Genomic DNA, 20,108 nt, shown 5'->3' with positions numbered 1-20,108 from the left:
CCGTCTACCAGGAGCTTCTTTACGTTACCGACCGAACACCGGCATCGCGATCACGCTGTGACCAGGGCGCTCGCCGGGGAGCCTGAAATGGGTTCATTGATCAGCTTATCGACACCGGCCTGCCAATCCTGTATCTGCACCTCGTGAGAGATCCACGCGACGTCGCCGTTTCGTTCTCCCGAGCGCCTATTGGTCCGAAGGATCCGCAGGCGATAGCTTTACGCTGGTTAGAGGACCAAGAGACGGCCTTGAAGGCGCATGAAAGGGTCGGTGACGATCATTGGCTGACCCTGCGTTACGAGGATCTTGTTACAGATCCGGAGATTGCCCTGGCTCCACTGTGTGACCGCATGGAGGTGCGGTGGTCGGCCACCGCCCTCGAATTCCATCGCCAGGAAGAAGCCCGATTCGCTGCGTCGATATCTGAGCTGTGGAACAATCTCGACCAGCCGATTCGGCGCGATCGCGTGTCCGCGTACAAAAGGTCGGCGACCACCGAGCTGATGACGGCGGTCGAGGACATCACCTGCGAGATTATGTCCACATTCGGCTATGCCGCTGAGCATGTCGCTGTATCGACCGAGGTCAGCGCTGACGAGAAAGAGGTCATTGTCATTCGTGATCGTGAGATACGCGCAGAATTAGCGGCCGCCCGCGATCCGGAGGCAGAAGCCGTCCACCTCGGGAGACTGCGTTTCCTGGAGGATCTCGAGGCCATGAGCCCGCCGGAGGGTTTTGGGGAGGATCTTATGTATGTGCAGTTCGCACAGAAAGCCGTGATCGAGTGGCAGGGAAGGCTACTCCTGATCAGGAAGAGCTGCGATGATCCGCACCAGCCTGGAAGATGGGAGTTGCCGGGTGGACGCATAAAGCAGGACGAATCACCGGATGAGGCGCTTGTTCGCGAGGTCCGTGAGGAAGTGGGCCTGGAAGTGCGTCCCGGGCGCCCGCTGGCTCTCTGGTCATGGCGGCTGGGCAGCGAACAGGGCGCCCCGACCGTGATCGCGGTCGCCAGGCTCTGTAAGGCCTGCGATGGGGAGGTGGACATGAGCCGGAATGACAAAGAGGATTTCATTGAAAAGTACGGTTGGTTCAAGAGAGACGAGGTCCTCGACCTAGACCTCATCCCCAGCGCCAGAGGCCCTATCGCGACGGTTCTCGCAAATCTCTAGCAGTTTGGTACAAATGAATGAAGCGCGTACGTGCGGGCAAGTCAGGGATGAGCTAGTTGCTGACGCGGCAGGTCCTGAGGGATGCTCAGTCCGAGATTGAGCGGCGGATCGAGTTGCGTCTGCAAGAGGAGGCCGGGCGACTTCCGGACTATGCCCTGGCTTCGGGCCAGTATCTCGACCATCCCGAGTACGAACAGCGCGGGCTCTACGGAACCGCGGCCACCATCCACATACTCGCTCGGCGCGCCACGACAGACCCCGCGGTCAAGGACCAGGTGGCGAAGTTAATCTACTACGTCGTCAACCGCAGTCAGGTGGAAAAGGCCACGGTAAGCCCTGCCGTGTACCGGGACCTGGTCGCGCGAAGAATCCGGCTGCAGAAGGCGGACATCTTCCGGATGGCGGACATCGGCTTCGCCCTTTCCTCTGTGAGCCCTGCCATCGCGCTGAGATCCGATGCGCTGACCTTGGTGCAGAGAGCTTTCGAGGGCGCACAGGCCGAGCCCGCTGGATATGCGGTGGGCAGCGAAGGAGGAGAGCCGGATCCCTTGGCCACGGCGCATGCCGTGCGCTGCCTGGCGGCGAACAACCTGCCCATCAGGCCGGAGGACTGGCGGTATCTTCGAGAATACCTGAGCATCGGTAACAACAACTTCATCCGGTGTTTCGTGCTTCTGGTGCTCGCCACCCATGATTTACAGATGGAGCGGAGGCAACTGCAGCACTCATGGAAGGAGATCTTCACCGCGCTTTCCGCCGGGTTCGACGGGCACTCGGAGGCGAACCACGAGTACACCCGGTTCGGGGCGCAGGACTATGTTCGGATCCCCTGGCAGATCTACTTGGTCCAATCGTGTGCCAAGCTGTTTCCCCTGACGAGATTCAATGGGTTCCCGATCCAGCGGAAGATGCTCGATGTAGCCCAGGAGGTCTGCGCTCCGACCGGGTTCAGGTACGAAGCATCGGGGAGCTATCTCTCCACCCGTACCTATGCGTGTGTCTGGCAGGCGATTGAAGAGCTCCTGACCGTCCACTTCAGACAGCCTCTTCCACGCATCGTCGTCCGCACAGTATCCGGAGTGACCCGTGTGCTGTCGAGCCGGCTCGCCGGGGTGTTCACGTACCTGCTGCTTGTCGCTGTCGCGGTCGGGTCGCTGGTCGAGTGGCTCAACTCCCCTAGCCGCTCTGTCGGCGAACTGGCCCCCAATCTGCTGGCCGAGGTCATGCTCATCATCACTGCGAGGCTGGAGCTTCAGGTGAGGCGGGCGAAGTATCGCCGCTGAGCCCTCGATCGGCGGTCGCGTATCCAGGCCCACCCGCGTATCCGGGCAGAAGGGCACGCGGACCTGTCAGAGGACCTCACAGTATGAAACGGCACATCGGCTCGCAGACCTGGTCGCCGCCGCAGCGCGGGATCTGCGTGGCGCCCGGCTCCACGACGTTTCGCCAGAGAACACGACAGTGGGCTATTTGACTAACGACAACTGGTCAGCGGGCCAGATGTCTGCTGATCACCAGGCGCTGGATCTGGTTCGTACCCTCGAAGATTTGCATGATCTTCGCCTCGCGCATGTACCGCTCGACCCGGAACTCCCGCGTGTACCCGTACCCCCCGAACACCTGCACCGCATCGGTGGTGACCTTCATCGCGGCATCGGTCGCCACCAGTTTCGCGACGCTGGCCTGTCGCGCGTACGGACGGCCGGCGTCGCGGCGGCGGGCGGCGTCCAGGTATGTGGCGCGGGCGCTGTCGACGGCGGCGGCCATGTCCGCGAGTAGGAAGCCCAGTCCCTGGTGATCGATGATCTTGCGGCCGAACGTCTGGCGCTCCTTGGCGTAGGCGACGGACGCGTCGAGTGCGGCCTGGGCGAGGCCGGTCGCGCAGGCGGCGATGCCGAGGCGGCCGGAGTCGAGCGCGCTGAAGGCGATGGGCAGCCCTTGCCCCTCCTCGCCGAGCAGCCGGTCGGCCTCGATGACGGTGCCGTCCCAGTGGGCGCTGGTCGTGGGGATGGCGTGCAGGCCCATCTTCTCCTCCGGGCGGCCGAAGGTCAGGCCGTCGGCGGCGCCGGGGGCCAGGAAGCAGGAGATGCCGCGGCTGCCCTCACCGGTGCGGGCGAACAGGGCGTAGAAGTCGGCCTTGCCGCCGTGGGTGATCCATGCCTTGTTGCCGGTGATCCGGTAGCCGTGCTCGACCTTCTCCGCCTTGCAGGTGAGGGCGGCGGCGTCGGATCCGGCCTGCGGTTCGGACAGGCTGTAGCCACCGATGAGCCGGCCCGCCAGCATGTCGGGCAGCCAGCGTTCGCGCTGCTCGGGCGTGCCGTAGGTGGCTACTGGGAAGCAGGCGAGCGTGTGCACGCTGGTCGCGACCGCGACGGCGGCCCAGCGGGCCGCCAGTTCCTCCAGAACCTGCAGGTAGACCTCGTACGGCTGGCCGCCGCCGCCGAACTCCTCCGGGTACGGCAGGCCGAGCAGCCCGGCGGCGCCGAGCGTGGCGAACAGGCCCTCGGGATAGGTCTCGGCGCGCTCGTGCTCGTCGACCCGGCTCGCCAGCTCCTTGTCGGCGATGTCCCGGGTGAGGGCGATAAGGTCCTCGGCGTCCTCGGTGGGCAACAGGCGATCGACGGTCACATTCTCTCCAGGGTTCCGGTGGGCTCGCTCGACTTCGCGGGGGGCTCGCTCGACTCCGCAAGAGCGGGCTCGCTCGACTCTACGAGAGCGGCCTCGCTCGGCTCCGCAAGGACGGGCTCGCTCAGCTTCGCGAGGGCGGTGCTGGCTCGGTCGCGGAACTTCGCGACCGATGCGAGCTTGATGTCCTCATACCCGCGAATCGTCTCCGGCAGCGCCGCGATCGTGGCCACGGCGCCGGCGGTGGCCGGGCTCAGCCGGGCGAGAGCGTCACGCATCAGGTCACGGTACTCGGTGACGAGCGCCCGCTCGACTCGGCGTACTTCGGCGTACCCGAACACGTCGAACGGCGTGCCGCGCAGGAATCTGGCGGCGCGCAGCACGCGGAACACGACGTCCGCCGAGCGGCGTAGCCTGATCTTGCGCTTCATGCCCATCGCCCGCAGCAGCGGCGGGTGCAGCAGCACCGACACGACCGCGTCCGCGCCGAACTCCCGCTCCCGCCTGGCCCGCTCGGCCGGGTCCAGGTGCAGCCGGGCGACCTCGTACTCGTCCTTGTAGGCCATGAGCTTGTGCAGCCCCTTGGCGTACGCGAGGGCGATCGGCGCGGCGCTCTCCTCCCCCGCGCGGTCGACGGCGAGCGCGGCCACGCGGCGCACGTCCTCGGCGTACTGGGCGGCGTAGGCCGCGTTGCGGTAGCCGGTCAGGTCGGCGACCCTCGTGGCCAGGGCCTCCTCGAAGGAATCGGCCCCCGGAGCCAAGCGCCCGACGGATCCGGCCTCCGGAACCGAACGCCCGACGGATCCGGCCTCCGGAACCGAGCGCCCGACGGATGCGGCTTCCAGAGCCGGGGCCTCGATGGCCGCCAGCACCGCGCGACGGTCGGCGGCGGCGGCCCGGCCCCAGCGGAAGGCCGCGAGGTTCTGCTCGACCGAGGCCCCGTTGAGCCGGATCGCCCGTTCGACTGCCTCGGCCGAGAGCGGCAGGCAGCCGTGCTGGAAGGCGGCGCCGATGAGCAGCATGTTCGCGGGCATGTGGTCGCCGAACAGCGCTTCGGCGAGGCCGTGGGCGTCGAGGTAGAGGTTGTCGGCGCTCCGGGTGGCCGACTCGACGCGGGTGATCGCGTCGCCGGGCGAGTCCGGCACCGCGACGCGGCCGGTCACCATGGCGGCGGTCGGTACGACGGCGGTGCTGACCACGGCGAGGGTACGGTCCGGCGCGGCGGTGGCCAGGTTGGCGTCGGCCGCCGCCCCGAGCAGGTCGAATCCGATCAGCACGTCGGCGGTGCCGCGCGACGCCTTCGGGGAGCCGGTGACCGGGTGCGGTGAGATGCGGACGTCGCTGACGACGGGTCCGCCCTTCTGGGCCAGCCCGGTCTGTTCGAGGCCCGCCGCGTGCAGGCCGTCGAGGTGGGCGGCCATCTGCAGGACCTGCGAGACGGTGACGACGCCCGTGCCGCCGATGCCGGGCATCCGCAGCAGCACCTCGCGGCCGGGAAACCTGGTGACCGGCTCGGCGGGCTCCACCGGCGGCGCCTGCCGGGTTCCCGGCTCAAGCGATGGCACCGGCCCCGCCCGCCCTGTACCCGACCCGACCAATAGAGCCGACCGCGTGCCCGGCCTGGCCAAGAGCCCCGACCGCGTGCCCGGCTTGACCAGCAGGAACGACGGGCAGTCGCCCTTGAGGCAGCTCAGATCGGAATTGCACGATGGCTGGTGGATCCGGGTCTTGCGGCCGTACACGGTCTCGACGGGCTGTACGGACAGGCAGGTCGACGCCTCGCCGCAGTCTCCGCAGCCCTCGCACACCCGCTCGTTGACCACGACCCTCTCCACCGGGACAGGCAGTTTGCCGCGCTTGCGCAGGCGGCGTTCCTCGGCCGCGCACCGGTCGTCGTGGATCAGCACGGTCACCCCGCCGAGCTCGGCCAGCTCCTGCTCGGCCGCCGCCAGACCGTCGCGGTGCCGTACGGTGGCGATCGGTGCGAGCCGGACGCCCCGGTAAGTCTCCGGTTCGGGGGTGGTGATCACGATCCGGCGGACCCCCTCGGCGGCCAGTGACCGCGTCAGCGCGGGCACGTCGAGGCGGCCCTCCGCGCGCTGGCCGCCCGTCATGGCGACGGCGTCGTTGTAGAGCAGCTTGTACGTGATCGACACCCCGGCCGCGACGGCGGCGCGGACGGCCAGTGAGCCGGAGTGGTGGAAGGTGCCGTCGCCGAGGTTCTGTACGAAGTGCCGGTCGCCGGTGAAGGGGGCGAGGCCGATCCACTGGGCGCCCTCGCCGCCCATCTGGGTGATGCCGACCTGGTTGCCGCGTCCGTCGCCGTCCAGGGCGATCATGGCGTGGCAGCCGATGCCGACGCCGACCAGCGTGCTGTCCGAGGTGCGGGTGGAGATGTTGTGCGGGCAGCCCGAGCAGAAGTACGGCGTGCGCGCGGCGACCATCGGCAGCAGGCGGCGCGGCTTCGGGGCAGGCGCCAAGGTAACGGCAGTCTGCGGGAGCGGGCCCGCGGACGCCAGGGTGACGGCGGTCCGTGGGAGTGGGCCGGCGAAGGTGGTGAGCGCCTTGGCCACGTCCTCCGCGCCGAGTGTGCCGCGGGCGGTGAGCAGTTCGCGGCCGACGACGGCGGGGGTGCGTTCGCCGCCGTAGAGCGCCTGCTTCAGCTGGCCCTCCAGGAACGGGACCTTGTCCTCCACCACGAGCACCCGGTCGAGGTCCGCGGTCATGGCGGCCAGGTCGCCGGGCGCCAGCGGGTACGGCATGCCGAGCCGGATGAGCCGCAGGCCCAGGTCCTCGATCGCGGTCTCGTCCAGCCCGAGGTCGGCCAGCGCCCGCTGGACCACCGCGAAGGAGGCGCCGGAGGCCAGGATGCCGAGGCGGGCCCGCGGGGAGCCGGACATGACCCGGTTCAGGCCGTGCGCGCGGGCGTAGTCGCGGGCCAGGTCGAGGCGCCGGGTCAGCATGTCGTGCTCGGCGTCCAGCGCGGCCGGGCCGACCAGGGCGGCGGGCGTGGGGCGGGCCGCGTGGTCCGGGGCCGGGATGCCGTCGCGCAGCGAGCCGAGGTCGACGGTGGCCGACGCGTCGGCGAGGTCCGCGACGATCTTCAGGCCCGTCCACAGGCCGGTGACGCGCGAGAGGGCGACCGCGTGCAGCCCGAACTCGATGATCTCCGCGACCGAACCCGGCGCGAGCAGCGGCACGCACAGGCTCTGGCACATCGGCTCGCAGGAGCTGGGCACGGTCGAGGACTTGCTGCCGGGGTCGTCGCCGATCCAGGCCACCGCGCCGCCGAGCGCGGCGGTGCCGGCCAGGTTGCCGTGCCGGATGGCGTCGGCGGCCCGGTCGAGGCCGGGGCTCTTGCCGTACCAGAAGCCGGCCACGCCGTCGTGGCGCCGGCCGGGCAGGCGGTCGAGGAGCTGTGTTCCGGCCACGGCGGTGGCCGCCAGCTCCTCGTTGAGTGCCGGCTGGAAGACCACGCCCGCCGGTTCGAGCAGCCGGGCGGCGCGGCCCATCTCCAGGTCGACACCGGCCAGCGGCGAGCCGGGGTAGCCGGAGACGAACACGCGCGTGTCCAGCCCGCGTTCGCGGTCCAGGCGGCGCTGTTCGAGCGTCAGCCGGACGAGGGCCTGGAGGCCCGAGATGAGCACGCGGCCGTCCGTGGCCGTGTACTTGTCGTCGAGAGCGACGCTCACGCGGGCCTCCCTGAGGTTCGTGGGGAACCCCAGCACAGCAACGTGGGCGGGCATCGCGCAAGTATCACCCAAGAAGGCGCGAGAAAGACGCAAAACCTTTGCGGCTTCGGCCTCATTCGCTAAGGTTCTTTCCACCAAAAGCCAAGGAGTGCCCGCATGCCGGAAATAGACGAGATTGATCATCGGCTGTTGCGGCTGTTGCGCGAGGACGGGCGCCGGACCTTCTCGGAGATGGCAGGCACGATCGGCCTTTCCGTTGCCGCGGTCAAACGGCGGGTGGACCGGCTCAAAGAGCTCGGCGTCATCACCGGTTTCACCGTGCAGATCGACTACGGCAAGCTCGGGTGGGGCATCGAGGCGTTCACCGAGCTGCATTACGCGGGTGCGACACCGGTGAGCGAGATCGTCCGTACGGCCACCGACGTGGCGGAGGTCCAGACGGTGTTCACCATCGCCGGCGACCCCGACGCGCTGATCCACGTCCGCGTCCGCGACCTCGGCCATCTCCAGCAGGTCATTGATCATCTGCGCCATGCCGGGAACGTCACGGGCACCAAAACGCTGTTGGTGCTGGGCTCGTGGACCCGTGACGCGCTCGCGCCGCGAGTGTCCCGGATAGCGGGAATGAAATAGCTCCGCTAACAATTAGGCGAGCTTTCTTTGTCCTGGCCACCCGCCGTCCCGGGGGTGCGCCGAACAACGACGCCATACGCTACAGTACTGATTGTCTTCTCGCCTCTGAATTCGGAGCACCAGCATGGCCAAGCAAATTCAAGAGATCTTCCTTGACGACCTCGACGGAAGCGCCTTGTCGTCCGAGAACACAATCAGGTTCGGGCTCGACGGCTTTGCCTACGAGATCGACCTGTCGGATAAGAACGAGGAGAAGTTGCGCAAAGCGCTTGCCCCGTTCCTGGTCAAGGCCCGTCAGGTCCGCAAGGAGCGCGGCGGCAAGGTCCGCCGCGGAGTGGGCTCGGCGCGCTCGGTGAGCCGCGACAAGTCCACCGAAATTCGCCAGTGGGCGAAGCAGGCGGGACTACCTGTGAGCGAGCGCGGCCGTATCGCCGCGACCATCGTGGAGCAGTACGAGGCAGCCCACTGAGATTGCCGCTCCGGCAATCATGACGGCGATAATGACCGTCACCTCCTGAATTCGAAATGCGGCCCGCCCACCGGCCTTTGGCCGCCGCGATGGCGGGTTCGCGGCAGGTTCCGCGGCTTCGCCGCCGGAGCCGTATCGGGAGGATGACGATCAGAATCGGCCGGCTGCCTTCGAGGCCCGAACGGCCCGCCGGTCCAGGCGAGGGGACCGGTGGCGCAGCCGTTGTCCGACGGTGCCCAGACACGCCCAGATCAGCTCCGAAACGTCAGCTTCGAAACGCGGGGCCCGCGAGACGACGACGACTGACTCAGACGCGGGTCGACTCCCGCAGCACCAGGCTGCACGGCATGCGCCGTACTCCGCCCTGGTGCGGCACACCGCCGATCACGTCCAGCAGGTGCGTGGCGGCGGCGCGGCCGATCTCTCCGAGGTTCAGGTCGACCGTGGTGAGCGGCGGCCGGGAGCCGAGCGCCATCGGCGCCCAGTTGTCGAAACCCACCAGCGCCACGTCATCGGGAATGCGCCGGCCACGATCCCGGAGCGTCTCGGCGACCCCCCTGGCGATCTGGTCGCTGCCGCAGAACACCGCGTCGACGTCCGGCTGAGTGCGGAGCAGGATGTCGGCTCCCTGGCGTCCCCACTCCTCCGACCACTCCCCGAACAGCGGGTCGCCCGCGGCCGTCGCCCCCGCCTCTGCCAGCGCGTCGGCGAACCCCGCGGCCCGGGTCCGCGCGGCCAGGAACCGCTGCGGCCCGGTGATGTGGCCGATCCGCCGCCGCCCGGTGGCCAGCAGGTGCCGTACGGCGAGCATGCTCCCGCCCAGATCATCGGGGATCACCGAGAAGTCGGCGGGCTCCGTCGACTGGGTCATGGCGTAGACGACCGGGACCGGCAGGCCGGTGCCGATGCTCGGCCGGGGCTCGGTGCGGCGGCCCGTGACGATGATGCCCTCGACCCGCCTGGCCAGCAGGCGCTCGACGTAGTGCCGCTCCCTGATCGGGTCGTCTCGGGTGTCGCACATGAACACCGAGATCTGGCCGGCGCCCAGCGCGTCCTCGGCGCCGAGCATGACGGGGATGCTGAACCGGCCGAAACTGTCGCACGTCACCAGCCCGACGGTGAACGTGCGGCCGTGCAACAACCCTTGGGCGAGCTTGTTCGGCCGGAACTCCAGGCGTTCGGCGGCGGCCATCACCCGCGCCCTGGTCTCCTCGCGCAGCCGGCCTTGGCCGTTGAGCGCCTTGGACGCCGTGCCGATCGACACTCCGGCGGCCGCGGCGACCTCGCGGATGGTCACGGCTCGCCGGGAAAACTCAGACAAACGGTTTCCCTTCTCTTACGTCCTGGTCAGGATACAACTCCATGGAGGCTTGACCAGTGATGTGTAACACCTTACTGTTCGCGGAGGAAAGCCTATTCCCTGTGCAAGGAGTTCGATGGACCAGGCCTGCGGCCCCGCCGTACCGACCGCAGAATCGAAGGCCGTGCAGCGGCCGCTGGGCATCCATGACGTGGTGATCACCGGTGGGCCGTTCGGACGCTGGCAGAGCGTCAACCGCGCGGCCAGCATCCCGCTCGGGCTGGAGCAGATGGAGCAGGCGGGCAGCCTGCCGAACCTGCGCCTGGCCGGAGCCGGAGCGGGCGGCGAGGAAGGGGGTGAGTTCCGGGGATACCGCTTCCAGGACTCGGACCTGTACAAGCAGCTGGAGGCCATCGCCTGGGAGCACGCCAGGAGACCGTCGGCGGAGTACACCGACTTCGTCGAGCAGGCGTCCGAGGTGCTCAAGCGGGCTCAGCGGCCCGACGGCTACCTCAACTCCCACTACCAGATCGTCAAGCCGGACAAGATCTACGCCGAGCTCGAGTACAGCCACGAGATGTACTGCGCGGGCCACCTGTTCCAGGCCGCGGTCGCCGCCACCCGCGCGGGCACCGGCACGGAGCTGCTCGACGTCGCCCGGAAGTTCGCCGACCAGCTGGCGGACGTCTTCCTGCGCGGCGGAAACGACGGCATCGACGGACACGCCGAGGTCGAGACCGCGCTGGTGGAGCTCTACCGGGTCACCGGCGAGCGCTCCTACCTGGACCTGGCCGCCAAGCTGATCGAGGGCAGGGGCAGGGGGCACATCCGCGACAGCGGGCTCGGCATCCTGTACGCCCAGGACCACCTGCCGGTCAGGGAGGCGGACACGGCGGTCGGGCACGCGGTGCGCCAGCTGTACCTGGAGGCGGGCATTGTCGACGTCTACCTGGAGACCGGCGACGAGTCGCTGCTGGAGTGCTCGGTGCGGCGCTGGGAGGACCTGGTCGCCACCAAGACCCACCTGACCGGGGGCATGGGCAGCCGCCACTCCGACGAGGCGTTCGGCGACCGCTGGGAGCTGCCGCCGGACCGCGCCTACAACGAGAGCTGCGCGGCCATCGCCAGCATCCACTGGAACTGGCGGCTGCTCCTGGCCACCGGCCACGGCCGCTACGCCGACCTGATCGAGCGCACGCTCTACAACGCCTTCGCCGCCTCGACCTCGGCCGACGGCATCCGCTTCTTCTACGTCAACCCGCTTCAGCGCCGGGACGACCACGTCGAGGGAGCCTACGCCGGTCGCCGGCGCGAGTGGTTCGCCTGCGCCTGCTGCCCGCCGAACATCATGCGGCTCGTCTCCTCCCTCGGCGGGTACGTCGCGACCTCCGCCGGGAACACCCTGCTCGTCCACCAGTACGTGCCGGGCACCATCTCCGACGGCGACCTCACGCTGGCCGTCGCCACCGACTACCCCTGGCACGGCCGCATCACGTTCACCGTGGAGCGCGCGCCCGGGACCCCGTGGTCGCTGGCGCTGCGGGTGCCCTCGTGGAGCGCCGCCACCACGGTGACGATCGACGGCGAGTCGGCGCCCGCCGTACCGGACGAGCGCGGCTATGTCGTGCTGACCCGCGAGTGGCGGGCGGGCGACACCGTCGAGCTGGAGCTGGACATGGCGCCCCGGCTGGTCCACCCGCACCGCAATGTCGACGCCGTCAGGGGATGCGTCGCCGTCGAGCGGGGGCCGCTCGTCTACGCCTTCGAGCAGGCCGACCAGCCCGAAGGCGTGCACCTCCCGGACCTGGCGCTGGCCGCGGGGGCCGAGCTCCGCGTCCTGGACAAGGACGACCTCGACGGCATCGGGCGCACCGTGCTGATCGAGACCGACGCCCTGGCCGTCTCCCAGCCGGTGGGCGGCCTGCCGTACACCACCGCACCCCCCTCGGAACTCGCGACCGGCTCCCCCGTGACCGCCACGGCGATCCCCTACTACCAGTGGGACAACCGCGACGGCCGCGGAATGCGGGTCTGGATCCCCCTCGCGTAAAGGAAGCACCCCCCATGAATAGACGTGACCTCTTCAAGATCGGCGGTCTCGCGGCCCTCGGCGCGGCGGCGTCCGCGTGCGGGAGCGGCGGCGGATCGAGCGCCGCGACGCAGCTGCAGTTCATGTACTGGGGCTCCACCTTCGAGCAGAAGGCCGTGGAGAAGATGCTCAGGCAGTTCGAGCAGAAGAAGCCGGGCATCAAGGTCAAGGCGCTGTTCACCCCCGACGAGTACGACGTCAAGCTCAACACCCTGGTGGCCAGCGGCCGGGTGCCGGACGTCGGCTACGTGCCGATGGCCATGTCGTTCCGCCTGGCCGAGCAGGGCAAGCTGGTCAACCTGTTCCCCTATTTGAAGAAGTATCCGCAGCTGGCCGGCTATCTGCCGGACGCCTACCTCTGGTACGGCCAGGACAAGCTGCACGGCCTGGCCACGGCCAACGAGGTCGAGCTGCTCTGGTACGGCAAGCAGGCCATCGCGGATGCCGGCATCGCTCCCCCGCCGGCCGACGCGGCCTCTGCCTGGACCTGGGACCAGCTTGTCCAGAACGCCTACAAGCTGACCATCGACCAGAACGGCAAGCATCCCGACGAGTCGGGCTTCGACCCCAAGCAGATCAAGCAGTTCGGCATCTCCAGCAGCATCACTTACGGCGCGGCCTGGTACGGCTTCCTGCGCAGCAACGGCGGCGACTTCGCCGACGAGAGCGGCAAGCGGTGCCTGCTCGACTCGCCCGAGGCGATCAAGGTGTTCCAGAACCTGCAGGACCTCATCTACAAGCACCGGGTCATGCCCGGCCCCGGCCAGCTCGCGGCCACCGGCGACGACGTGCCCGGCACGAACATCCTGCTGAAGACCAAGCGCGTGGCCATGGTGGTCGACGGCCACTGGTCACTGCTCGACATGAACGAGAGCAAGGCCGACTACGGCATCGGCGTGCTGCCCAAGTACGGAGAGCCGTTCACGGCGACCCAGGTGGCGGGCGCGTCGGCGGTGTTCGCCGGGACCAAGCACGTGGAGGAGGCGGTGGAGCTGTTCGCCTTCCACAACGACCCGCGCTACGTCGACCTCTACAAGCAGGGCCTGTGGATGCCGCAGGAGAAGAAGTACTACGAGGACCAGGCGTCCGTCGACTCCTGGACCAAGAACGACCTGCATCCGCCGGAGTTCAGGACCGCGGTCGTCGACTTCGCGCGCGACCACGGGGTGCCGACTTTCGGCAACCGGATCAAGAACATGTCCGTGATCAGCACCGACGTGCTCACCCCCGCCTTGCAGGAGATCGAGTCCGGCAAGCGCCCGGCGGCCGAGATCCTCAAGGCCACCGCGCCGAAGATCACCGGGATGCTGCAGGGCTGGCAGCACACGCAGGCGCTCTGATGCGCAGGTTCGAGACGCGATGGGGCATCCTCATGGCGTTGCCGGCCATCCTCGGGTTCGCCATCTTCACCATCGGCCCGATGGTCGCCTCGTTCTTCTTCAGCCTGACCGACTGGCAGATCGGCGGCAGCCCGTCGTTCGTCGGCCTGGACAACTACACCGCGATGGTGAACGACGAACTGTTCTGGAAGTCGCTGAGCGCCACGACGTACTACACGCTCGGCGCGGTGCCGCTCACGCTGATCGTCAGCTTCGCGGTCGCCATGCTGCTCAACCAGAAGGCCCGCGGTCTGTCACTCTGGCGGACGATCTTCTACCTGCCGACGCTGGTCCCGGCGATCGCCAACGTGGTGCTCTGGATCTGGATCTTCAACCCGGACTTCGGGCTCCTCAACTCGCTGCTGCGCCAGGCCGGGCTGCCGACCTCCCAGTGGGTCTACAGCGAGCAGATGGCCATCCCGTCGCTGATCATCATGAGCACGTGGGGCTTCGGCAACACCATGGTGATCTTCCTGGCCGGGCTGCAGGGCGTGCCGCGCCACCTGTACGAGGCGGTCTCGATCGACGGGGGCGGCCCGCTGCGCCGCTTCTGGCACGTGACGCTGCCGATGATGACGCCGACCATCTTCTACAACCTGGTGGTGGGCGTGGTCGGCACGTTCCAGGTGTTCAACCAGGCGTACGTGATGACCGAGGGCGGCCCCAACCACGCCACGCTCTTCTACGTCTACTACCTCTTCCGCAAGGCCTTCACCGAGAGCGAGATGGGCTACGCCAGCGCGCTCGCCTGGGTGCTCTTCATGATCATCATGGTGGTGACGTTCCTGATGTTCCGCAACGCCCGCCGCTGGGTCTACTACGAGATGGCAGGTGCCCGATGACCACGCTGGCGGCGCGGGAGAGGACCCGCGCGAAGGGCGTGGCGCCGACCCAGGGCCTGCGGCGGCCACGCAAGTACGGCAGGGCGCTGCTGTACGTGGCGCTGGTGGCGGGCTCGATCCCGACGCTGCTGCCGTTCGTCTGGCTGGTGCGCAGCGCGCTGATGGCCGACAGTCAGATGTTCGTCGCCCCGCCCGAGTGGATCCCGCGCCCGTTCCAGTGGTCGAACTTCAGCGAGGCGCTCACCGCCCAGCCGTTCGGCCTCTACCTGGTCAACACGGTGATCATCGCGGTGATCTGCGTACTCGGCACCGTGTTCACCTGCTCGGTGGCGGCCTTCAGCTTCTCGCGGCTGCGCTGGCGGGGGCGCAACGTCGTGTTCGCGCTGCTGCTGAGCGGCGTCATGCTGCCGTACGCGGTGACGATCATCCCGACGTTCGTCATGTGGCAGGAGCTGGGCGCGCTGGACACGTTCGTCCCGCTCACGGTGCCGGCCTGGTTCGCCGGGGCGGGCGGGGGCGTGTTCAACGTGTTCCTGCTGCGGCAGTTCTTCCTGACGATCCCCTTCGAGCTCGACGAGGCCGCCTACATCGACGGGGCGTCGCCGTGGCGGGTGTACTGGACGATCGTCATGCCGCTGTCCAAGCCGGCGATCATCGTGGTCACCATCTTCACCTTCATCGGCACGTGGAACGACTTCCTCGGCCCGCTGCTCTACCTGCAGGACGAGGAGAAGTACACGCTCTCGCTCGGGCTGGCCTCGTTCCAGAGCGTCTTCATCACGCAGTGGGGCTACCTGATGGCGGCCTCGGCGGCCGTCATCGTGCCGATCGTGGCGCTGTTCTTCTTCCTCCAGCGCTACTTCATCGAGGGAGTCACACTCACCGGCATCAAGAACTGAGAGGTGGCACACCATGAAGCGATTAACCGTCGCGCTCCTGTTGCTGAGCTCCTTGTTCGTCGGAGTGCAGCCCGCGCACGCCCTGTCGGCGGCCCAGGTCGTCGACATGTTCGGCAGGACCGTCAACACCTACGGCGTCAAGCTCGTCGACTGGGAGGGCTACCTGGCCAACCCGTACATCCAGCTGACCGTCAAACCCCCGCAGGACGCCCAGTTCCCCGTCACGATCGACCTCAAGGCCGAGGGCACCTCCCGGCTGATGATGGACCTGCCCAGCCAGCTGACCGCGACGGGCGCCACCAAGACGCTGACGTTCGCGAACGCGTCGGAGCAGAAGACGTTCAAGCTGGAGATCGCCTCCAAGCGCGGCGCGGGCCAGGACGAGCTGCACACGCTGCGGCTGGCGATCAGGGACGGGAGCGGCGCGACCCTCCAGCAGTCGATGCCGATCAGGGTCCAGCAGGACGAGAAGACCGCCCTGCAGCCGACGATCCCCATCACCTTCGACTACCGCTATGACACGATCACCGGCTACTTCAACGCCCCGGCCTTCAGGACCACCGCCGAGGAGGCCGTCAAGGACTGGTTCAGGTTCTTCGACGTGGCACCCTTCGACACGGTGGCGGCCGGGACGGAGAACAACCACCTGCCGGGCAACGACTGGCAGAACGAGATCACGGTCACCAACAACGCGGCCTACAACGGCATGTACGTCTTCTTCAGGGGCATCCAGTCGCCCTACTCGACCGGCTACCCCGCCGCGAACGGCAAGTACTCCACCCGGAACGGCCAGCAGGTCGCGGGCCCGATGCACCGGTCCACCGCGATGATCTTCGAGTACGACGAGGCGAACAAGCAGCTCTTCACCTCCCTGGCCGACGAGGACTGGTACAAGACGGACATCGCCGGCTCGGTGCTCGACGTGCACGGCCTGGTCATGCACGAGTACGGCCACGCGGTCGCCTACCACAGCGACTGGGCCGGGATGCGCTCCTACGTGGCCGGCGGCGGCAACGACCCCGACGTCGTCGCCTATCAGGGCCGCGCCGTGCCGCTGGACAGCAGCTACCACATCCCCGGCGACCAGCCCAACTGGGACCGGCTCAGCGGGCAGAGCGGCGGCTGGACGCACCTGTTCCCGACCCGCAGGTGGATGCTGACCAAGCTCGCCCTGCTGGTGGCCGAGAACGCGGGCTGGAAGCTCAACCGCAACCTCACCCCGTTCCTGGCGCCGTCCATCGTCACCACCTCGCTGCCCCAGGCCACGCCGGGCACCGCCTACCAGCAGACGCTGTCGGCCAAGGGCGGCGTGCCCTTCTACGACTGGCAGGTGACCAGCGGCTCGCTGCCCGCCGGGCTCAGCCTCGACCGGTTCACCGGCACGATCAGCGGCACGCCGACCACGGCCGGGACCTCGACGTTCACCGTGCAGTTGCGTGACTACGACAGCCGGAGCACGCCGGTGACCAGGTCGTTCCAGCTCCAGGTCGGCGGCACCACCACCCCGACGAACCTGGCCAGGACCGCGACGCCGTCCGCGTCGTACACCTCGCCGTGGGAGAGTGTCGCGGCGATCAACGACGGCATCGACCCGCCCAGCTCGAACGACACCGTCAACCGCCGCTGGGGCACCTGGCCCAACACCGGCGCGCAGTGGGCCGAGCTGACCTGGCCGGCCGCGCAGACGATCCGCTCGGCGGACGTGTACTTCTTCGACGACAACGACGGCGTGCGCCTGCCCGCCTCCTGGAAGCTCCAGTACTGGAACGGCACCGCGTACGTGGACATCCCCGGCACGTACCCCACGGCGCTCAACGCCTACAACCACGTGAACTTCGGACCGGTCTCCACCACGCGGCTGCGCGTGGCCCTGCAGAGCGGACAAGCGTCCGTCGGACTCCTGGAAGTGAAGGCTTTCGCTTGAGGAAGATCATCATCACCACCGTCCTGGCCGGGCTGGCGGGCGCGCTTTCCGTGCCCTCCCCCGGCCTGGCGGCCCGCCAGGCCGCCCCCGCGCTGGACGTGTTCGACATCTTCTACCGCAACGTCAAGGACTACGGCGTCAAGCTCGTGGACTGGCAGGGCTACCTGGCCAATCCGTACGTCGAGCTGACGGTCAGGGCGCCCAAGACGCCCGGCATCGCCTACCCGCTGACCGTGGACCTGAAGGCCGAAGGCACCTCCAGGCTGATGCTCAACATGCCGAGCGAGCTGACGGCGACCGGCGCGACCAAGACCTTCACCCTCACGGGCCCGGCCGACCGCGAGGTCGTCCGGCTGGCCATCCACTCCAAGCAGGGCCCCGGCCAGGACGAACGCCACAAGTGGGTGATGCGGACGACCGACGCGACCGGCGCCACGATCACCCAGAGCATGCCGATCATGGTCCAGCAGGACGAGAAGAAGAAGCTCGAGCCGACGATCCCCATCGACTTCGACTACCGCTACGACACGATCACCCGCTACTTCTCCGACCCGGGCGTGCGCACGGCCGCGGAGACGGCGGTCCGGAACTGGTTCGCCTTCTTCGACCTCAAGCCGTTCGACACGGTGCCCGCCGGTGACGAGGTCAACAAGCTGCCGGGCGACGACTGGCAGAACGAGGTCGAGGCCACCAACGCCAAGCCGTACAAGGGCATGTACGTCTTCTTCCGTGGCATCCAGACGCCGTACTCGACCGGCTACCCGACGATCAACGGCAAGTTCCACACCCAGAACGGCAAGCCCACCCCCTACCACCGCTCGACCAGCATGATCCTGGAGTACGACGAGCAGCTCATGAAGCTGGTCAGCTCGCTGGCCGACGAGGACTGGTACAAGACCGACCTCGGCCAGGTCATCGACGTGCACGGCCTGGTCATGCACGAGTACGGCCACGCGGTCGCCTTCCACAGCGACTGGGAGGGGATGGCGAAGTACGTCGAGAGCAAGGGCAGGGACGACCAGGAGGTCATCGACTACCAGGGCTACCCCGTCCCGCTCGACACCAGCTATCACGTGCCCGGTGACGAGCCGTACTGGGACCGGCTGAGCGGCCAGAGCGGCGGCTGGCGGCACGTCTTCCCGACCAGGCAGTGGGAGCTGACCAAGCTGACGCTGCTGATCGCGGAGAACGCCGGCTGGAAGCTGAACAGGAAGCTGACCCCGTTCCTGGCGCCCTCGATCGAGACCGCCTCGGTCAAGGCGGGCAAGGCGGGCGCGGCCTACGACCAGCGGCTCCAGGCCAAGGGCGGCGTGCCGTTCTACGACTGGCAGGTCACCGGCGGCGCGCTGCCCGAGGGGCTGACGCTCGACCGGTTCACCGGCGCGATCACCGGCAAGCCCGTCAAGGCGGGAACGTCGGCCTTCACCGTCCAGCTCAGGGACTACGACAAGCTGAGCACGCCGGTCACCCGCGAGTACTCGCTCAGCGTCAGCGCCTGAGAAGCGCGGTGGCCCCAGTGGCCGCCGCCCCTCCTTGGTCCTACAGCCCGTAGCGGCTCTTCAGGTGCCGCCACCAGTCGCGGAGCATCCACGCGTCGAACTCGGTGATCGAAGTGGCGCTGCCGCTTTCATCTGAATTGTGGCGCGGAGACTCGGCCTTTCAGGGCCGGGAGGAAGCGTCACGCCTCCTTTCGAAAACAGTATGGAAAGACTCGGTCACATTCGGTAATGTGTGCGGTGGGTGAGAGCAATGTGACAGGAGGTGCGCAATGGCGATCCGCCGCTCCGCCACCAAACGCCACGGCCTGCCCACCGTCGTGCAACTGCGGCTCACACCCACCCTGGCTCAGGCCGAGGCGCTGGCTGCGGCGGTGCTGCTGCTGTGCAATCAGGCGGCCACTGTCGTGTCCCGGCTGGCCTGGCAGCACCGCACCTTCGCCGTGGTGGAGTTGCACCGGCTGGCCTACTACGAGGTGCGGGCGCAGGTGGCCGGGCTCGGCGCGCAAGCGGCGGTGCGGGCGATCGCCCGGGTCGCCGGCGCGTACACCAACCGGCGCGCCACCAAGAAACGCGCCCACATCTTCCGGCCGCACGGCGCCGTCCCCTACGACGCCCGGCTGCTCAGCTGGAACCGTGACGCCCGCACGGTATCGCTGTGGACTCCCACCGGCCGCGTCACCGTCCCCTACACCGGCCGACCAGAAGATCTCAAGGCCGTGGATACGCTGCCGGTGGGAGAGGCCGACCTGATCTGCCGGCGCGGCGTGTGGCTGCTGCAGGTCGCCCTTACCCTGCCCGCACCGGCGGTGCGTGAGCCCGCAAACGGCTTCGTCGGGGTGGATCAAGGGGTGGCGAACCTGGCGGTCACCTGCGACGGCGCGGTGCTGCCCGGCCCCGCGCTGCCGGGGCCGATTGGTGGTAACGGCCACGTCCGCACCCTGCGGGAGCGACGGCACCGGCAACGCCGACGGTTGCAGAAGAAGGGAACGTCGGCGGCGCGGCGGGTACTGCGCCGCCTTGCCGGGCGTGAGCATCGGATGATGACCGACCTCAACCATCAGATCAGCACGTTTGTGGTGCGTGAAGCCGAACGCACCGGCCGCGGTGTCGCCCTGGAAGACCTCCAAGGCATCCGCGGGCGGGCAAGGGCTCACCGGCTCCAGCGGCGCACCCTGCACACCTGGTCCTTCGCCCAGCAGATCACCTTCACCCGCTACAAAGCCGCACGAGCCGGAGTCGCCTTCGTCCTGGTCGACCCCGCCTACACCTCGCAGGGGTGTCCGGAGTGCGGGAACGTGGCCAGGGCGAATCGGCCGGCGCGGGGCCGGTTCGTCTGCACCCGGTGCGGCCTCGCTGGGCACGCCGACCACATCGCGGCCCGCAACATCGCCACACGCGGCGTAGCGGGCTGGGCTGCTGTCAACCAGCCACACGCAACCGGCCTCCCCTCACCCAGACGGGACCGCGAGAGCAAACCACCGGCTTCAACCGGTGGTAGTTGACCAGGAAGCAGCACACCCCCATGGGAGTCCAGTCGTAGAAGTCATCCAGACCGAACCCTGCGTGGGAAGAAGCAGTTTCATCG

At 68.4% G+C, this 20,108-nt stretch carries 14 protein-coding genes; 11 read left to right on the top strand and 3 right to left on the bottom strand.

Annotated elements, in window-relative coordinates:
• Positions 1 to 143: 143 nt before the first annotated feature.
• Together AB0B91_RS31115 and AB0B91_RS31110 are read left to right on the top strand one after the other, a co-directional pair.
• The gene (locus AB0B91_RS31115) at positions 144 to 1,172 is read left to right on the top strand and encodes an NUDIX domain-containing protein (RefSeq protein WP_358327073.1); all 1,029 of its coding nucleotides are present in this window, start codon (positions 144 to 146) and stop codon (positions 1,170 to 1,172) included.
• A 56-nt stretch (positions 1,173 to 1,228) separates the two neighbouring features.
• Complete coding sequence (locus AB0B91_RS31110) at positions 1,229 to 2,455, top strand: hypothetical protein (RefSeq protein WP_358327071.1); 1,227 nt, start codon at positions 1,229 to 1,231, stop codon at positions 2,453 to 2,455.
• Between the two features lie 205 nt (positions 2,456 to 2,660).
• Here AB0B91_RS31110 and AB0B91_RS31105 read toward each other — a convergent pair whose 3' ends face one another.
• Entirely contained in the window at positions 2,661 to 3,800 is a 1,140-nt protein-coding gene (locus tag AB0B91_RS31105; protein WP_358327069.1) for an acyl-CoA dehydrogenase family protein, read from the bottom strand.
• Positions 3,797 to 7,543 carry an indolepyruvate ferredoxin oxidoreductase family protein gene (locus tag AB0B91_RS31100; protein ID WP_358327067.1) on the bottom strand — a complete coding sequence of 1,249 codons (3,747 nt, stop codon included), beginning with the start codon at positions 7,541 to 7,543 and terminating at the stop codon, positions 3,797 to 3,799. The genes AB0B91_RS31105 and AB0B91_RS31100 overlap by 4 nt, the downstream gene beginning before the upstream one ends.
• A 102-nt stretch (positions 7,544 to 7,645) precedes the next feature.
• Between AB0B91_RS31100 and AB0B91_RS31095 the strand changes: the two genes are divergently transcribed.
• Together AB0B91_RS31095 and AB0B91_RS31090 are read left to right on the top strand one after the other, a co-directional pair.
• Positions 7,646 to 8,122 carry an Lrp/AsnC family transcriptional regulator gene (locus tag AB0B91_RS31095; RefSeq protein WP_358327065.1) on the top strand — a complete coding sequence of 159 codons (477 nt, stop codon included), beginning with the start codon at positions 7,646 to 7,648 and terminating at the stop codon, positions 8,120 to 8,122.
• Positions 8,123 to 8,246: 124 nt separating this feature from the next.
• Positions 8,247 to 8,591 (top strand): Lsr2 family protein, encoded by a 345-nt coding sequence (locus tag AB0B91_RS31090; protein ID WP_214643165.1) that lies wholly within the window; start codon positions 8,247 to 8,249, stop codon positions 8,589 to 8,591.
• Between the two features lie 307 nt (positions 8,592 to 8,898).
• Here AB0B91_RS31090 and AB0B91_RS31085 read toward each other — a convergent pair whose 3' ends face one another.
• Positions 8,899 to 9,912: a LacI family DNA-binding transcriptional regulator gene (locus tag AB0B91_RS31085; protein WP_358327063.1), complete on the bottom strand. Its 1,014-nt coding sequence runs from the start codon at positions 9,910 to 9,912 to the stop codon at positions 8,899 to 8,901.
• A 115-nt stretch (positions 9,913 to 10,027) separates the two neighbouring features.
• Between AB0B91_RS31085 and AB0B91_RS31080 the strand changes: the two genes are divergently transcribed.
• The 7 genes from AB0B91_RS31080 to AB0B91_RS31050 all read left to right on the top strand — a co-directional run bounded on the left by AB0B91_RS31080 (position 10,028) and on the right by AB0B91_RS31050 (position 20,025).
• Complete coding sequence (locus AB0B91_RS31080) at positions 10,028 to 11,941, top strand: beta-L-arabinofuranosidase domain-containing protein (protein ID WP_358327061.1); 1,914 nt, start codon at positions 10,028 to 10,030, stop codon at positions 11,939 to 11,941.
• Positions 11,942 to 11,955: 14 nt separating this feature from the next.
• Positions 11,956 to 13,320, top strand: a complete 1,365-nt coding sequence (locus AB0B91_RS31075) for an extracellular solute-binding protein (protein ID WP_358327059.1) — start codon at positions 11,956 to 11,958, stop codon at positions 13,318 to 13,320.
• On the top strand, positions 13,320 to 14,201 hold the full coding sequence (locus AB0B91_RS31070; protein WP_358327058.1) for a sugar ABC transporter permease: 882 nt from the start codon (positions 13,320 to 13,322) through the stop codon (positions 14,199 to 14,201). Before AB0B91_RS31075 ends, AB0B91_RS31070 begins: the two co-directional genes overlap by 1 nt.
• A complete protein-coding gene (locus AB0B91_RS31065) occupies positions 14,198 to 15,100 on the top strand; it encodes a carbohydrate ABC transporter permease (RefSeq protein ID WP_358327056.1) in 903 nt (300 codons plus the stop codon). The genes AB0B91_RS31070 and AB0B91_RS31065 overlap by 4 nt, the downstream gene beginning before the upstream one ends.
• A gap of 13 nt (positions 15,101 to 15,113) precedes the next feature.
• Positions 15,114 to 17,024, top strand: coding sequence for an Ig domain-containing protein (locus AB0B91_RS31060; protein ID WP_358327054.1), 1,911 nt, complete (start codon positions 15,114 to 15,116; stop codon positions 17,022 to 17,024).
• On the top strand, positions 17,021 to 18,523 hold the full coding sequence (locus AB0B91_RS31055; protein WP_358327052.1) for an Ig domain-containing protein: 1,503 nt from the start codon (positions 17,021 to 17,023) through the stop codon (positions 18,521 to 18,523). Before AB0B91_RS31060 ends, AB0B91_RS31055 begins: the two co-directional genes overlap by 4 nt.
• Positions 18,524 to 18,792: 269 nt before the next feature.
• On the top strand, positions 18,793 to 20,025 hold the full coding sequence (locus AB0B91_RS31050; RefSeq protein WP_358327050.1) for a transposase: 1,233 nt from the start codon (positions 18,793 to 18,795) through the stop codon (positions 20,023 to 20,025).
• The last annotated feature ends 83 nt before the right edge of the window (positions 20,026 to 20,108 follow it).

Origin of the sequence: Nonomuraea sp. NPDC049141 (assembly GCF_040648415.1) — a bacterium.
Taxonomy (GTDB): domain Bacteria; phylum Actinomycetota; class Actinomycetes; order Streptosporangiales; family Streptosporangiaceae; genus Nonomuraea.
This window is presented reverse-complemented; position numbering and strand designations above follow the sequence as displayed.

What these genes read in the sequence shown, in the direction of transcription:
- AB0B91_RS31100 (WP_358327067.1), bottom strand. Translation starts at nt 7,543, where the DNA reads ATGCCCGCCCACGTTGCTGTGCTGGGGTTCCCCACGAACCTCAGGGAG.
- AB0B91_RS31095 (WP_358327065.1), top strand. Translation starts at nt 7,646, where the DNA reads ATGCCGGAAATAGACGAGATTGATCATCGGCTGTTGCGGCTGTTGCGC.
- AB0B91_RS31090 (WP_214643165.1), top strand. Translation starts at nt 8,247, where the DNA reads ATGGCCAAGCAAATTCAAGAGATCTTCCTTGACGACCTCGACGGAAGC.
- AB0B91_RS31080 (WP_358327061.1), top strand. Translation starts at nt 10,028, where the DNA reads ATGGACCAGGCCTGCGGCCCCGCCGTACCGACCGCAGAATCGAAGGCC.
- AB0B91_RS31075 (WP_358327059.1), top strand. Translation starts at nt 11,956, where the DNA reads ATGAATAGACGTGACCTCTTCAAGATCGGCGGTCTCGCGGCCCTCGGC.
- AB0B91_RS31070 (WP_358327058.1), top strand. Translation starts at nt 13,320, where the DNA reads ATGCGCAGGTTCGAGACGCGATGGGGCATCCTCATGGCGTTGCCGGCC.
- AB0B91_RS31065 (WP_358327056.1), top strand. Translation starts at nt 14,198, where the DNA reads ATGACCACGCTGGCGGCGCGGGAGAGGACCCGCGCGAAGGGCGTGGCG.
- AB0B91_RS31060 (WP_358327054.1), top strand. Translation starts at nt 15,114, where the DNA reads ATGAAGCGATTAACCGTCGCGCTCCTGTTGCTGAGCTCCTTGTTCGTC.
- AB0B91_RS31050 (WP_358327050.1), top strand. Translation starts at nt 18,793, where the DNA reads ATGGCGATCCGCCGCTCCGCCACCAAACGCCACGGCCTGCCCACCGTC.